The 13,696-nt window shown below is 66.0% G+C and carries 12 protein-coding genes; 9 read left to right on the top strand and 3 right to left on the bottom strand.

Annotation, left to right across the window (positions count from 1 at the left end):
- Nucleotides 1-13: 13 nt before the first annotated feature.
- Both ACT2BZ_RS13215 and ACT2BZ_RS13210 read left to right on the top strand, forming a co-directional pair.
- Nucleotides 14-409 carry a RidA family protein gene (locus tag ACT2BZ_RS13215; protein WP_457935607.1) on the top strand — a complete coding sequence of 132 codons (396 nt, stop codon included), beginning with the start codon at nucleotides 14-16 and terminating at the stop codon, nucleotides 407-409.
- On the top strand, nucleotides 409-2,409 hold the full coding sequence (locus tag ACT2BZ_RS13210; RefSeq protein WP_457935606.1) for a 3-hydroxyacyl-CoA dehydrogenase NAD-binding domain-containing protein: 2,001 nt from the start codon (nucleotides 409-411) through the stop codon (nucleotides 2,407-2,409). Before ACT2BZ_RS13215 ends, ACT2BZ_RS13210 begins: the two co-directional genes overlap by 1 nt.
- Here ACT2BZ_RS13210 and ACT2BZ_RS13205 read toward each other — a convergent pair.
- Nucleotides 2,406-3,497: an LLM class flavin-dependent oxidoreductase gene (locus ACT2BZ_RS13205; protein ID WP_457935605.1), complete on the bottom strand. Its 1,092-nt coding sequence runs from the start codon at nucleotides 3,495-3,497 to the stop codon at nucleotides 2,406-2,408. The two genes, ACT2BZ_RS13210 and ACT2BZ_RS13205, sit on opposite strands and share 4 nt — an antisense overlap.
- A 128-nt stretch (nucleotides 3,498-3,625) precedes the next feature.
- Here ACT2BZ_RS13205 and ACT2BZ_RS13200 point away from each other — a divergent pair, with 128 nt between their 5' ends.
- The 6 genes from ACT2BZ_RS13200 to ACT2BZ_RS13175 all read left to right on the top strand — a co-directional run bounded on the left by ACT2BZ_RS13200 (nucleotide 3,626) and on the right by ACT2BZ_RS13175 (nucleotide 11,242).
- A complete protein-coding gene (locus ACT2BZ_RS13200; protein WP_457935604.1) occupies nucleotides 3,626-4,417 on the top strand; it encodes an HpcH/HpaI aldolase family protein in 792 nt (263 codons plus the stop codon).
- Between the two features lie 147 nt (nucleotides 4,418-4,564).
- Nucleotides 4,565-5,758, top strand: coding sequence for a pyridoxal phosphate-dependent aminotransferase (locus ACT2BZ_RS13195; RefSeq protein WP_457941304.1), 1,194 nt, complete (start codon nucleotides 4,565-4,567; stop codon nucleotides 5,756-5,758).
- A gap of 71 nt (nucleotides 5,759-5,829) precedes the next feature.
- Nucleotides 5,830-6,627 carry an ABC transporter substrate-binding protein gene (locus tag ACT2BZ_RS13190; RefSeq protein WP_457935603.1) on the top strand — a complete coding sequence of 266 codons (798 nt, stop codon included), beginning with the start codon at nucleotides 5,830-5,832 and terminating at the stop codon, nucleotides 6,625-6,627.
- Between the two features lie 173 nt (nucleotides 6,628-6,800).
- Nucleotides 6,801-7,475 carry an amino acid ABC transporter permease gene (locus tag ACT2BZ_RS13185; RefSeq protein WP_457935602.1) on the top strand — a complete coding sequence of 225 codons (675 nt, stop codon included), beginning with the start codon at nucleotides 6,801-6,803 and terminating at the stop codon, nucleotides 7,473-7,475.
- 58 nt (nucleotides 7,476-7,533) lie between these two features.
- Nucleotides 7,534-8,820 (top strand): cysteine desulfurase-like protein, encoded by a 1,287-nt coding sequence (locus tag ACT2BZ_RS13180; RefSeq protein ID WP_457935601.1) that lies wholly within the window; start codon nucleotides 7,534-7,536, stop codon nucleotides 8,818-8,820.
- A gap of 340 nt (nucleotides 8,821-9,160) precedes the next feature.
- Nucleotides 9,161-11,242 (top strand): ATP-dependent helicase, encoded by a 2,082-nt coding sequence (locus ACT2BZ_RS13175; protein WP_457935600.1) that lies wholly within the window; start codon nucleotides 9,161-9,163, stop codon nucleotides 11,240-11,242.
- Nucleotides 11,243-11,281: 39 nt separating this feature from the next.
- On the opposite strand, the gene ACT2BZ_RS13170 is transcribed toward ACT2BZ_RS13175, so the two are convergent.
- Together ACT2BZ_RS13170 and ACT2BZ_RS13165 are read right to left on the bottom strand one after the other, a co-directional pair.
- Nucleotides 11,282-11,545 carry a hypothetical protein gene (locus ACT2BZ_RS13170; RefSeq protein ID WP_457935599.1) on the bottom strand — a complete coding sequence of 88 codons (264 nt, stop codon included), beginning with the start codon at nucleotides 11,543-11,545 and terminating at the stop codon, nucleotides 11,282-11,284.
- The gene (locus ACT2BZ_RS13165; RefSeq protein ID WP_457935598.1) at nucleotides 11,542-12,336 is read right to left on the bottom strand and encodes a DUF899 domain-containing protein; all 795 of its coding nucleotides are present in this window, start codon (nucleotides 12,334-12,336) and stop codon (nucleotides 11,542-11,544) included. The genes ACT2BZ_RS13170 and ACT2BZ_RS13165 overlap by 4 nt, the downstream gene beginning before the upstream one ends.
- A gap of 112 nt (nucleotides 12,337-12,448) precedes the next feature.
- Here ACT2BZ_RS13165 and ACT2BZ_RS13160 point away from each other — a divergent pair, with 112 nt between their 5' ends.
- Complete coding sequence (locus ACT2BZ_RS13160) at nucleotides 12,449-13,669, top strand: helix-turn-helix domain-containing protein (protein ID WP_457935597.1); 1,221 nt, start codon at nucleotides 12,449-12,451, stop codon at nucleotides 13,667-13,669.
- Nucleotides 13,670-13,696: the final 27 nt, after the last annotated feature.

Here is a 13,696-nt window from a genome sequence, read left to right as displayed (position 1 = left end):
GGAGAACGATCCGATGCATGACATCCTGCAGCCCGAGGGCTGGGCCAAGCCGGTCGGCTACGCCAACGGCGTCGCCGCGCGCGGCCGCCAGATCTTTGTCGGCGGCCAGATCGGCTGGAACGGCCAGCAGGAATTCGAGACCGATGATTTCGTCGGTCAGGTTCGCCAGACCCTCGAGAACGTGGTCGCGATCCTTGCCGCCGCCAATGCCGGCCCCGAACACATCACCAGCATGACCTGGTATTTTACCGACAAGGGCGAATACCTCGCCAACCTGAAGGGCCTCGGCCAGGCCTATCGCGAGGTGATCGGCCGGCATTTCCCGGCGATGGCCGCCGTGCAGGTGGTGGCGCTGATCGAGGACCGCGCCAAGGTGGAAATCCAGGCGATCGCCGTGGTGCCCGACTGATGCGGGCAAAGGGCGGTGAGGTGAAGCCGGCGGCCGCAGGCACCCGGTTTTCCGATAGCGTCTCCTATCGCAAGGAGCACGGCGTCCTCGTCGTCACCATCGACAACCCGCCGGTCAACGCGGCCTCGGCAACCATGCGGGCCGGCCTGAAATGCGCCATCGTGCATGCCGGCATCACCGAAGAGGTCCGCGCCGTTGTCATCATCGGCAGCGGGCGCAGCTTCGTCGGCGGCGCCGACATCCGCGAGTTCGGCCAGCCGATGGCCGAGCCGACCCTGCCGCAGGTCGTCGAACTGATCGAGGCGAGCGACAAGCCGGTTGTCGCGGCGCTCAACGGCGTGGCACTCGGCGGCGGCTGCGAGATCGCGCTGGCCTGCCACTACCGGATCGCTTCGAGGGCGGCCAGGATCGGCCTGCCCGAAGTGAAGCTCGGCATCGTTCCGGGCGCGGGCGGCACGCAGCGCCTGCCTCGGCTGACCGGCACGCTGGCCGCGGCGGAGATGATCGCGACCGGGCGCATCATCGGCGCCGAGGAAGCGCAGTCGCTCGGCATCGTCGACAAAGTGACCGACGGCGACCTCCCCCGGCAGGCGATCGCCGCCGCGCGACGACTGGTCGTCACGCCGCCGCGCCGCACCGGCGAGCTTGCTGTCGCCGTCGGCAAGGGTGACGATGTCGATGCGTTGGCCGACAAGGTCCTTGTCAAGGCGCGCGGACAGATCGCGCCTGCCGAAGCGATCCGGCTGGTGCGCCTTGCGGCAGAAGCCAGTCTCGCCGACGGCCTGGCCGAGGAGCGCGCGACCTTCCTGATGCTGCGCGATTCCGAGCAGTCGAAGGCGCTGCGCCACGTCTTCTTTGCCGAACGCGCCGCGGCCAAGGTGCCCGGCATCGAGCATGTCGAGCCGCGGCCCGTCGCAACAATAGGCGTGATCGGCGCCGGCCTGATGGGTTCGGGCATCGCCGTCTCGGCGCTCAATGGGGGCTACCGGGTGATCTGCATCGAACAGACCGCCGAGAGGGCGACGGCGGGAGAGAAGCGCATTTCGGCTCTGCTCGATCGCGCGGTCGCATCGGGCAGGCTCGACGCCGATGGGCGCGCCGACCGGCTGTCGCGGCTCGAGGTCACGGCCAACATGAACGAGGTGGCGACCGCCGACCTGGTGATCGAGGCGGTGTTCGACAACCTGACGGTCAAGACGGAGCTCTTCCGCGAGCTCGGCAGGCTCGTCCGGCCGGATGCCATCCTGGCGACCAACACCAGCTATCTCAATCCCGATGCCATCGCGGAAGCGGCCCCGCATCCTGAACGCGTCCTCGGACTGCACTTCTTCTCCCCGGCCAACATCATGCGGCTGGTCGAGGTGGTGCGCTGCGACAAGACCACGCTGGACGTGCTGGCGACAGGGCTTGCGGTGGCGAAAAAGCTCGGCAAGCTGCCGGTCGTCTCCGGCGTCTGCGAAGGCTTCATCGGCAACCGCATCTTCTCGGCCTACCGGCGCGAGGCCGAGTTTCTGGTCGAGGACGGCGCGCTGCCGCAGGAAATCGACAAGGCGATGGAGGATTTCGGCATGGCCATGGGCCCCTTCGCCGTTTTCGACCTCGCCGGGCTGGAGATCGCCTGGGCACGCCGCAAGCGACAGGCAGCCACCCGCGACCCGGCTGAGCGCTATGTCGAGATCGCAGACCGGCTCTGCGAAGCCGGACGCTTCGGCCAGAAGAGCGGCAAGGGCTGGTACGCCTATCCCGATGGCAAGCGCACCGTCGACCCGGAAGTGACGTCACTGATCGAGGCTTCGCGCGCCGCCAAGGGCATCCAGCCGCGCGGGATCGATGCCGGCGAGATCGTGTCGCGCCTGCTCGCCGCCATGGCTGCCGAAGGCGATGCCCTGCTTGCCGAGGGCATTGCGCAGCGCGCCAGCGACATCGACCTTGTGATGATCAACGGCTACGGATTTCCGGCCCACAAGGGCGGACCGATGTTCGCTGCGGGGCGCAGCTAGCCGCGATAGCCGGCGGCCTTCAGCAAGGGCAGCACGCGGTCGCAAAAATAGGGTAGTTCCTGCGTGTAGTTGACGAAGGACAGCGCGATGCCCTGGTAACCCTGGTCGGCGATAGAGATCATCTCGGAGGCAATCGATTCCGGCGTGCCGATCAGCGGGTAGGTGCCGGCGCCGCCGGCAAAGCGTTGGCGGTAGCGATCGTAGGCATGGCTGTCATGCGACTGCGAGAATTCCTTCTTGCCGGCCATGTGCGCGTCAACCGCCGCGTGATCGGCCTGGGTGACGGCATAGCGGTCGTAATAGGCCCTCGCCTCCTCCATCGTCTCGCGGCAGACGACATGCGCGACCGTATAGACGCCGACATCGCGGCCGGCCTTCTGGGCGCGTTCGCCGATGTCAGCGACATGGCGGCCGGCATCGGCGATTTCGGAGAAGGTCGTGAAGAGGTAGTCGCACTGGGCGGCGGCAAAGTCGCGTCCCGGCCCGCCGAAGGCCGCGTTCATGGTCACCGGGCGAGGCGTCTGCAGGCTGGCCGGGCTGCTGACCGCGTCCTTCATCGTGTAGTAGGTGCCGTCATGGTCGAAAGGCTGGTCCGACGCGTAGAGCCGCTCGACGATCGCCAGCCACTCGGCCGCCTGGTCGTAGCCCTTCTCGACCAGCGGCACGCCGAACATGCCGAACTCCTTCGGGTTCCAGCCGCAGACGATGTTGAGGCCCGCCCTGCCCCGGCTGATGTGATCGACGGTGGCCAGCGCCTTGGCGGCATAGAGCGGATGCACCAGCGGCACGTGCACGGTCATGAACAGGCCGATCTGCTCGGTCGCAGCACCCAGTGCGGCCGCCCAGGTGAAAGTCTCGAAGGACCATTCGCGGACCTTGTTCTTACCGCCGAAACCCTTCCAGCGGGCAATCGGCAGCACGAATTCGAGCCCGGCGCGGTCGGCGATCTGCGCGGCGGTCAGATTGTCCTGCCAGCCGGCCGTCCAGCGCTCCGGAACGTCGGTGATGGCCAGCCCGCCATCGGCATTGGCCGAGAAGATGCCCAGCTTGAGCCGGTTGGGGCCCTTCAGGGGATGCAGTTTGACCATGTGGCACGTTCCCGGTTGCCACGGCACGCTACGGCGGCGTGCAAATATTTCAAGCCTGAAATAGCATGCTTGTACGCGCAGGTTTTGCGGATATGACTCGCCAGAAGAGAAAGTACCAAAGGACGCCAATGAGCAGCTTCCGTGACAGATGCACCGGCAGGAAAATGCTGGTCGGAACCTTCGCCGCGATCCCTCACCCGGTCGCGCTGGAGATCACCGCGCAGGCGGGGTTCGACTTCATCTGCATCGACTGGGAGCATGCGCAGATCTCGCGCGACACGATCGAAAACCTCGTGCGGGCCTGCGACGTCCATCAGGTTCCGGCCATGGTGCGGGTTCCGGGCCATGGCGTCGAGGCTATCGCCGCCGCGCTGGACAGCGGCGCGCGCGGCGTGCTCGTGCCGCGTGTCTCGACCGCCGCGCAGGCAGCGGCCGCGGTCACAGCTGCGCGCTACCCACCTCTCGGCGCGCGCGGCGTGGGGCCGGGACGTGCGGCCGGCTATGGTTACCGCATTCCGGAGTATCTGGCCGGCGCCAATGTCGAGATCGTCGTGGCGGTGCAGGTCGAGACCGCGGAAGGGCTCGAGAACGTCGCAACAATCGCGGCGACCGAGGGCGTCGACCTCGTCTTTGTCGGGCCCGGCGATCTCTCGGTGTCGATCGACGCCATCGGGCCGAAACATGCCGACCGGCTTTCCAGCGCCATCGAGACGATCATTGCGGCCAGCCTTGCCGAGGGCAAGGCCGCGGGCATGTTCTGCACTACCCCAGAAGCCGCCGGAAAATGGTCGGCAGCCGGCGCCACGTTCATGATTCTCGCCAGCGACACGATGTTTCTCGGCGCCGAAGCCGCGGCACGATTGACGGCGGTACGGGAGACAGCAAAGCCCGCCAGAACGCGTCCTGGCCCAACCGGATGATTTTTTAAGCTTAAAACTTTTGCCTTGAAATGCGCCGTGCTTGGGGTAGCATTTCCTCGTGGCGCGCCGTCCTTCCGGCGCAGTTCACAGGGCGGCGCGTCGCAGCCTGAGTATCCATTCGAAATCAGGGTTCAGTCGTTGACGTTCATGCCGCCCCAAGCCTCCGTCGCCAATCCGCGCTTCGCGTTCGATGGCATCCGCGCGCAGATCCGCGACCTGCACACCGAGAGCATCGCCGACCTTGCGATCCGTGCCCGCGAGCTCGGTGACGTCATCCCGCTATGGTATGGCGAAGGTGACATGGTCACCCCGCCCTTCATCCGAGAGGCCGCCAAGGCGGCGCTGGACGAGGGACAGACCTTCTATATTCCCAACATGCACGGCTACGGGCCCCTGAACGAGGCCTTGGCCGGGTACCAGACCCGGCTGCACGGCAGAGACATTCCCGTCTCCCGCACGACAGTCACGCCAGGCGGCATGCAGGCGCTTTTCATGGCGCTCGAACTTCTGGTGGATACCGGCACCAACGTCGTCTACGTCGCGCCGCAATGGCCCAACATCCACAACGCCATCCATCTGGTCGGCGGCGAACCGCGCCCCTTCTCGCTCGACTTCGACGGCGACTGGAAGCTCGATCTCGACGGGCTGTTCGCAGCCTGCGACGCGCGCACGCGCGCCGTTTTCCTGTCGACGCCGTCCAATCCGACCGGCTGGACGGCGAGCCGCGAGGAAATGCTGGCGCTGCTCGAATTCAGCCGGCGCACCGGCATCTGGATCATCTCGGACGAGGTCTACGGGCGGCTCTATTTCGACGCCCCCGTCGCGCCCTCGATCCTGCAGATTGCCGAGGACGGCGACCGGGTGTTGTCAGTGAACAGCTTCTCCAAGGCCTGGGCAATGACCGGCTGGCGCATCGGCTGGCTGACGCATCCGTCCGGCATCGCCGGCCAGATCGGCGCGATGACGCAGTTGATGAACAGTGGCACGTCGGGTTCGATGCAGGCCGGCGCGACGGCTGCGATCCTTGAAGGCGAGCCGCTGGTCGAGGAGATCCGGCAGCGTATCCGCACCGGGCTCGACCTCGCCTATGGCGCGCTGGCGCAGATCCCCGGCATGGTCCTTCCAACCAAGCCGCGCGGCGGCATGTATGCCTTCTTCGCCGTCGAGGGCGAGGCCGATGCGCGCAAGGTCTGCGCTGACATTCTCGAGAAGGCCCGCGTCGGCCTGGCGCCCGGCTACCTGTTCGGCAGCAAGGCGAACGCCTTCTTGCGCATGTGCGTGTGCCGCGAGCGCGGCCAGATCGAGACGGCTCTCGGCCGCATGCTCGCCATGAGGAATTGACGCCCCGCAGGGAGCGGGCGGCAACGAAAGCCGGTCGGAACAACCGTCCGGACCAACAAGAGGGAACGAAAATGAGCTTTACCCGTCGCAACTTCCTGCTTATCGCCGCCGCCGTCGGCATGATTGCCGGCCCGGCCACCGCCTATGCCGCCGACGTGCTGAACGTCGCCTCCTACCCGAACAACCCGCCCTTCGAGTTCAAGGGCGAGAGCGGCAATTTCGAGGGCTTCGAGGTCGACATCGTCACCGAGGCCGCCAAGCGGATCGGCATGACCGTGAACGTGGAAGGCTACGACTTCCAGCCGCTGTTCGCGGCGACGAGCTCGGGGCGCGTCGACGTCGCCATCTCGTCGATCACGATCACCCCCGAACGGCTCGGATCGCAGTCCTTCACGCAGCCCTATTATGATTCCGACATGGGCATCGCCGCCAAGAAGGACGGCGACGTCAAGGGCATGGCCGACCTCAAGGGCAAGGTCGTCGGCGTTCTATCCGGTTCGACCGGCGAGAAATATGCCAATGAGAACAAGGAGGCGCAGGGCTTCAGCGAGGTCAAGGGTTACAACAGCCAGCAGGACGTGCTGCTCGACCTTTCCGCCGGCCGCGTCGATGGCGTGGTAAGCGACGTACCGGGCATGGAATATGCCTTCACCAAGATGCAGGGCCTGGCCGTCGTCGAGCGCATCAAGACCGGCGAACAGTATGGCCTGATGATGACCAAGGACCATCCGCTGCTCGGCAAGATCAACGACGCGCTGACCGAGATGAAGAAGGACGGCACGATGCAGGCGATCCACAAGAAGTGGTTCGGTACCGACGCGCCCGCCGACTCCTCAACGGTGTCCGAAGCGCCGTTGCCCAAGGCCTGATACAGGCACCATCGTTGTACCAGGTCGTGCCGGCGAAATGCCGGCACGATTTCTTTCCGGATCGCCGTTTGTCCAGGTCGGACAGCTCTGACAATCCAGGATCTGATCGAGCACCGTAACACGCCGACAACCGATATCCACTGCTCGGCCGGATGCTCTAGCGGGGGACGTCCATGACTTTGCTCGACACCTTCTTCAACGGTCAGGTCATGCTGTCGGCCTTTCCGTCATTGCTGCGCGGGTTCCTCAACACGCTGCTGCTCGGCTTTTTGAGCATCGGCATCGGCATCCCGGCCGGCCTCGTCATCAGCCTGGTTCGTCTCTACGCGCCGAAGCCCTTTCGCTGGCTGGCGATCGGCTACATCGACATCTTCCGCGCCATGCCGGTGCTGGTGGTGCTGATCCTGATCTACTACGCGCTGCCTTTCGTCGGCATCCGCTTTTCGTCCTGGGTGTCGGCGACCATGGCCTTTTCCTTCGTCATGTCGGCCTATTCGGCCGAAGTCTTCCGTTCAGGCATCGAAGGCATCCCGCGCGGACAGTTCGAGGCCGCGCACGCGCTCGGCCTGCCCTTCCTGCTGACATTGCGCAAGGTGATCCTGCCGCAGGCGATCCGGCTGGTCATCCCGCCGACCACGTCCAACTGCGTGTCGATGTTCAAGGATACCGCGCTTGCCTCGGTCGTCGCGCTGCCGGAACTGCTGAAGGAAGCTAACAACGCCCAGGCGCTCTATGCCAACCCCTCGCCGCTGATCGGCGCGGCGCTGGTCTACCTGATCTTCCTGTGGCCGATGGTGCGTCTGGTCAGCCTGCTCGAAAAGCGTTTCCAGACCGAGAAAACGCACTGACATCCGGGCCACTCAGGGACCCACTCGAATTCCAGAATTGCATTTCAAGGAGACTACCGTGAACCAGCACCCGACAAAGCCCGCCGGAACCCAGGCACCGGCGACATTCCCGGTAGAGACCGTGCGGGCGATGTTCCCCGCACTGAATAAGGCCGGCTCGTTCATCTTTCTCGACAATGCCGCCGGCGCGCAGATACCGCAGAGTGTCCTCGACGCCGTCACCAATCATCTTATCGACCACAATGTGCAGCGCGGAGGCCGCTATGGCCGCAGCGTCACGGTCGACCAGTCGGTGGCGACGGCGCGCGAGAGTGTCGCGCTGCTCATCAACGCCTATAGGCCCGAAGAAATCTGCTTCGGCATGAACGCCACCTCGTTCATCCGGCTGGTCAGCCTCGGCATTGCACAGATGCTCGGCGAGCGCGACGAGATAGTCGTCACCGACATGGACCACGACGCCAACATCGCGACCTGGACGGCGCTGGAATCGCAGGGTGCGAAGATCGTCTGGTGGCGCATGCGCGAGGACGGCAATCTGCACGTCGATGATCTGCGCCCGCTTGTCTGCGAGCGCACGCGGCTCGTCGCCTGCACGGTGACGGCGCACTCGATCGGCTCCATCGTCGATGTCGCATCGGTCGCCCAAATCGCGCACGCCGCCGGCGCGGAAGTGTTTCTCGACTCCGTGCATTACGGCCCGCACGGGTTGATCGACGTGCAGGCGTGGGATTGCGACTACCTGGTCTGCTCCGGCTACAAAAACTTTTCGCCGCATATGGGCTTTCTGTGGGGCCGCTTCGAGACACTGAAGCGGCTGCCGACCTTCCGAGAGGATTTCATTCCCGACGAGCCGCCGCACAAGGTCGAAGCCGGCACCTTCATCTACGAGAACGTCGCCGGCATGGACGCCGCCGTGCGCTACCTGGAATCGATCGGGCGCAATTTCGCGCCTTCCAACAACTGCACACGGCGCGAAAACATCGTCGCCGGCATGGGAGCCATCCGCGACTACGAGATCGTACTGGCGCGTGAGATGATGAAGGTGCTGAAGGGCTGCGGCGCGACCATCTACGGCGTTGCCGACGATGCGCGCATCAATGAGCGCGTGCCGACCTTCTGCTTCAACATCGGCAGCCTGTCGCCGCAGATGATCGTCGAGGAGATGGCCAAGCGCGACATCGGCATCCGCGACGGCCACATGTATGCGCCTCGGCTGATGAAAAGACTCAATCTGTCGATGGATTCGGGCGCCATCCGCGCCTCGCTGGTCCACTACAACACGCTCGAGGAAATCCACCGCTTCGGCGAGGCGCTGCGCGAGATCGTCGCCAGGCACTCCCTGTAGGGAATTGGCGGCGACGAGGCCCTGCGGCAGCCCGGGACATCGAACGATTGCATTTGCCGGGTCGGAGGGAGCATGGGAGAGGTGCAACCTCCTAAGGCGGACCGCTGCATGCCGAGGGGGAGGCGACATGGTCTGGCCCCAGCGCTGACCGCGAGTGTCCCGGGCCAGGTGCATCCTCGCGCAACGGCCCGGGAAGTTCTTTCGAGAATGCCGGCAAAGTGTTTTCGTGTGCCATCCCTTTACCGGTCTTCGGAACGATCGCGGTCCCGGAATGTGGTGAAACCGGCCCCGCCTCCACCCTCTCCGTTGCGAACGAAACAGAAACGATGCTTCATGGGGCATGAACATCGTTGCGTTTGATTCGGCTTCCCGGCCGGCCTATCTCGACAGGCTGAACGACCAGCAGCGCCTTGCCGTCGAACATGGCGATGGCGGGATCGCCGGGCCGTTGCTGGTGATCGCCGGCGCAGGCTCCGGCAAGACCAACACGCTCGCCCACCGGGTTGCCCATCTCATCGTCAAGGGCGCCGATCCGCGCCGCATCCTGCTGATGACCTTTTCGCGCCGCGCTGCGTCCGAGATGGCCCGACGGGTCGAGCGGATCGTCGGCGATGTGCTCGGCCGCGACGCCGCCGTGATAACCGACGCACTGACATGGGCCGGCACCTTCCACGGCATCGGAGCGCGGCTGCTGCGCGACTACGCGCTGGAGATCGGGCTCGACGCGGCCTTCACCATCCACGACCGCGAGGATTCGGCCGACCTGATGAACCTAGTGCGCCACGAGCTCGGCTTTTCGAGCACGGAGAGCCGCTTCCCGGCAAAGGGCACCTGCCTCGCCATCTATTCGCGCGCCGTCAACGCGCAGGCGCCGCTCGGCGAAATCCTCGGCGCCGCCTTCCCCTGGTGCTCGGGCTGGCACGACGAGTTGCGGCAACTGTTCGCCGCCTATGTCGAGGCCAAGCAGGCGCAGAACGTCCTCGATTACGACGACCTGCTGCTCTACTGGGCGCAGATGGCGGCCGAGCCGGCAATCGCCGATCATCTCGCCGCCAGGTTCGACCATATACTGGTCGACGAATACCAGGACACCAACCGCCTGCAGGCGTCGATCCTGACCGCGCTGAAGCCGGACGGGACCGGCCTGACGGTGGTCGGCGATGACGCACAGTCGATCTACTCGTTCCGCGCGGCCGAGGTGCGCAACATCCTCGACTTCCCGACGCTGTTCGCGCCCGAGGCCGAAGTCGTCATGCTGGAGCGCAACTACCGGTCCACGCAGACCATCCTGGCCGCCGCCAATGCGGTGATCGGCGAGGCCTCGGATCGCTTCACCAAGAACCTCTGGTCAGAGCGGGAGTCGGGCGAGAGACCGCGGCTGGTCAGCGTGCGCGACGAGGCCGACCAAGCCAACTACATCTGCGAGGAAATCCTTGCCGAACGCGAAGCCGGGACGGCGCTGAAGTCGCAGGCCGTGCTGTTTCGCGCCTCGCATCACAGCGGCCCGCTCGAAATCGAGCTGACCCGCCGCAACATCCCCTTCGTCAAGTTCGGCGGCCTGAAATTCCTCGACGCCTCGCACGTCAAGGACGTTCTGGCCGTGCTGCGCTTCGCCGAAAACCCGCGCGATCGGGTTGCCGGCTTCCGGGTGCTGCAACTGCTTCCAGGCATCGGCCCGTCGGCCGCCAATGCCGTCGTCGAGAGCATGACCACGGCGCTCGACCACGAGATGGGGCTCGCCGCCTACCGGCCGCCGCAGCGCGCAGCCGCCGATTGGCCGGGCTTCGTCGAGCTCTATGCGGGGCTGCGCGCCGGCGCCGGGAAATGGCCGGCCGACCTCGAGCGCGTGCGGCTCTGGTACGAGCCGCATCTCGAGCGCATCCACGAGGACGCGACGAGCAGGCGTGCCGACCTGCTGCAGCTCGAGCAGATCGCTTCCGGCTATGCCTCGCGCGAGCGCTTTCTGACCGAACTGACGCTCGATCCGCCGGATGCGACGAGCGACCAGGCAGGCCCGCCGCATCTCGACGAGGACTACGTGATCCTGTCGACGATCCATTCCGCCAAGGGTCAGGAATGGAAGAACGTCTTCGTGCTCAACGCCGTCGACGGCTGCATCCCGGTCGACCTCAGCGTAGGCAGCAAGGAGGAAATCGACGAGGAGCGCAGGCTGCTCTACGTCGCCATGACGCGCGCCAAGGACAGCCTGCATCTGGTGACGCCGCAGCGCTTCTACGTGCATGGCCAGGCCGCACGCGGCGACCGGCATGTCAATGCCTCGCGGACCCGCTTTATCCCGGCGGCCCTCCTCGGGGACTTTCAGCAGACCTCTTGGGCGCCGGCACCCAAGGCCGGCGAGACGCCGCGCCACCCGCAGGTGCGTGTCGACCTCGGCGCGCGCATGCGCGGCATGTGGAAATAGGCCTACGCGGCGGGCAGCCGCCGCGGACGCCCCGCCCTGTTACGGTCGCCCGCCAAGCAACCTGAGCCACGGCGTCGCGTGGAAGGCGCTCATCAGCAGGTACATCAGCGCCATGCCGTTGAGCGGCAGGAAAGGCGTGGTCGAGCATATCATCGCCGCCGGATCGCCGCCGAGGCTGCTCAAGAGTGCCATGGCGGCGAAGGTGGGCGATGCCGCAAGAGCCAGCCAGTCGATGGCTCCTCCACGGGCGGCCTCACGGCCGCCCTCCCTGCCCGCGTTTTCGCCACAACAGAGATGGCTCATTGTTGCGCGCCTTGCTTCGACCTGCGCATGGCCGCTTCGCCGGCATCCGACACCTCGACCCAACGCTGATCCGGCGCGGCGCCTGGCTCGTAGCTGTCGTGCCAGTTCCACCACTTGTAGGGGGCGGTCTGCGGAAAGCCCTCCGGCGAGTCTTCCCAGGTCTCCTGGCGGCCGAGCGGCGTGATGTCCAGGTAACTCCAGACCGTGCCAAGCGCTTCGTCGCCGCGATTGTTGATGAAATAGGTGCGGAAGATGCGGTCGCCGTCGCGGATGAAGACGTTGTGGCCGTGCCACTCATCGACGCCGAAGTCTGCGTCGAACCCGTCCGTGATGCTGTACCAGGGCATGGTCCAGCCCATCCGTGCCTTGAGCCGCTCGATGTCGGCAGAGGGAACACGCGAGACGTAGGCAAGCGTCGTGTCGCGGGCGTTCAGATGCGCAAGGTGGCTCGCCTGGTCGGCGACCATCGAGCAGCCGCGGCAGGCCTGGTCGGGCCAGCCGTGCACACCCGGCTCGAAGAAGGCCCGGTAGACGATCAGCTGGCGACGGCCCTCGAAGAGGTCGAACAGGCTCGCCTTGCCGGCCGGACCGTCGAAGACATAGTCCTTGTCCACCGACATCCACGGCATTCGCCGCCGCTCGGCAGCCAAGGCGTCGCCAGCCCTCGTGTGGGCCTTTTCCTTGACGAGCATCTTCGCCCAAGCCGCCTGCCATGCCGCCGGCGACGCGATCTCCGGTGCCTGCCTCGAAAGGCCACCGGCTTTCTGTCCGTTCCTGGCTGATGTAGTCATGGTCCTGAAGTCTCCCTATCTCGTTTGAGCACGATCGCATTGCGCATCGCTGCCGGGATAGACTGGCACCGGGACGCTGGCTGGTGAGAGTAACAAGTGTGACGGGATTGCGATGGACTCGCTGATCAATGCCGCGGCGCGCTCCCTCGCCGTCGGCGATCCGCTGCTGGCCCTGAAGTTGATTGCGCTGCGCGACGACGCTCCAGCGCTGGCGCTGCGCGGCATTGCCATGGCACAGCTCGGCGACATGGCGCGCGCTAAGGATCTTCTGAAGCGCGCGGCACGGGCTTTCGGCCAGAAGGAGGCCGTCGCGCGTGCGCGCTGCATCGTCGCCGAGGCCGAGATCGCGCTCGTCTCACGCGACCTTGCCTGGCCGGTCAAGGCGCTGGATGCGGCGCGCGCCGTTCTCGAAAGGCGCGGAGACAGGGTCAATGCCGCGCATGCGGGCTGTCTGATCGCCCGCCGGCTGCTGCTGATCGGCCGTCTCGAAGAAGCCGAGCGGGTGCTTGCCGGCGTCGATCCCGGGCCACTGTCGCCGGTTCTGCATGCGGCCTACGAGCTCGCCTGGGCAGGCATCGCAATCCGGCACCTCAGGACGCAAGAGGCCCGCAGGGCGATAGCGCGGGCCGAACATGCGGCGCAAGTCGCCGGCATCCCGGCGCTCGGCGCCGAGGTCGAGGCCGTGGCGCAACTGCTGAAGCAGCCGGCGGCGCGGCTCATTTCGCGCGGCACGGAACGCGTGCTCAGGCTGGATGAGGTCGAAGCGCTGCTTGGCACAACCGGCCTGATCGTCGACGCCTGCCGGAACGCCGTGCGAAAAGGCGAGCAGACCATCACGCTTGCGACCCGCCCCATCCTGTTCGCGCTCGCGCGGGCATTGGCCGAAGGATGGCCCGGGGATGTGAGTCGAGATGTGCTGGTCCGGTGCGCCTTTCGGGCAAAGAATGCCGATGAATCGCACCGGGCGAGGCTTCGGGTAGAAATCGGTAGGCTTCGTGCGGAGCTTGCCGGCCTTTCCGACATCAATGCCACCGATCGGGGTTTTGTGCTGGCGCCAAGTCGCGCCGGCGAAGTGGTCGTGCTGGCGCCAACGGCGGATGAAGAGCACGCCACGATTCTCGCGCTGCTTGCCGACGGCGAATCCTGGTCGAGTTCGGCGCTGGCGATCGCGCTGAACATCAGTGCCCGCAGCGTGCAGCGCGCGCTTGAACAGCTTTCCGGCCACGGCAAGGTGCAGGCTGTCGGCCAGGGCCGCGCCCGCCGCTGGATGACGCCGCCGGTACCGGGATTCCCGACAACACTGTTACTCCCCGGTCCGATGCCGGGCGGCTAGGATAGCGCCTTCAATCCACCCATGAGG

The organism is Mesorhizobium sp. 10J20-29, assembly GCF_054130485.1.
This window is presented reverse-complemented; position numbering and strand designations above follow the sequence as displayed.

Excerpts from the sequence above, each read along its gene's own strand:
- ACT2BZ_RS13215 (WP_457935607.1), top strand. The coding sequence starts at position 14 with ATGCATGACATCCTGCAGCCCGAGGGCTGGGCCAAGCCGGTCGGCTAC.
- ACT2BZ_RS13210 (WP_457935606.1), top strand. The coding sequence starts at position 409 with ATGCGGGCAAAGGGCGGTGAGGTGAAGCCGGCGGCCGCAGGCACCCGG.
- ACT2BZ_RS13205 (WP_457935605.1), bottom strand. The coding sequence starts at position 3,497 with ATGGTCAAACTGCATCCCCTGAAGGGCCCCAACCGGCTCAAGCTGGGC.
- ACT2BZ_RS13200 (WP_457935604.1), top strand. The coding sequence starts at position 3,626 with ATGAGCAGCTTCCGTGACAGATGCACCGGCAGGAAAATGCTGGTCGGA.
- ACT2BZ_RS13195 (WP_457941304.1), top strand. The coding sequence starts at position 4,565 with ATGCCGCCCCAAGCCTCCGTCGCCAATCCGCGCTTCGCGTTCGATGGC.
- ACT2BZ_RS13190 (WP_457935603.1), top strand. The coding sequence starts at position 5,830 with ATGAGCTTTACCCGTCGCAACTTCCTGCTTATCGCCGCCGCCGTCGGC.
- ACT2BZ_RS13185 (WP_457935602.1), top strand. The coding sequence starts at position 6,801 with ATGACTTTGCTCGACACCTTCTTCAACGGTCAGGTCATGCTGTCGGCC.
- ACT2BZ_RS13175 (WP_457935600.1), top strand. The coding sequence starts at position 9,161 with ATGAACATCGTTGCGTTTGATTCGGCTTCCCGGCCGGCCTATCTCGAC.
- ACT2BZ_RS13170 (WP_457935599.1), bottom strand. The coding sequence starts at position 11,545 with ATGAGCCATCTCTGTTGTGGCGAAAACGCGGGCAGGGAGGGCGGCCGT.
- ACT2BZ_RS13165 (WP_457935598.1), bottom strand. The coding sequence starts at position 12,336 with ATGACTACATCAGCCAGGAACGGACAGAAAGCCGGTGGCCTTTCGAGG.
- ACT2BZ_RS13160 (WP_457935597.1), top strand. The coding sequence starts at position 12,449 with ATGGACTCGCTGATCAATGCCGCGGCGCGCTCCCTCGCCGTCGGCGAT.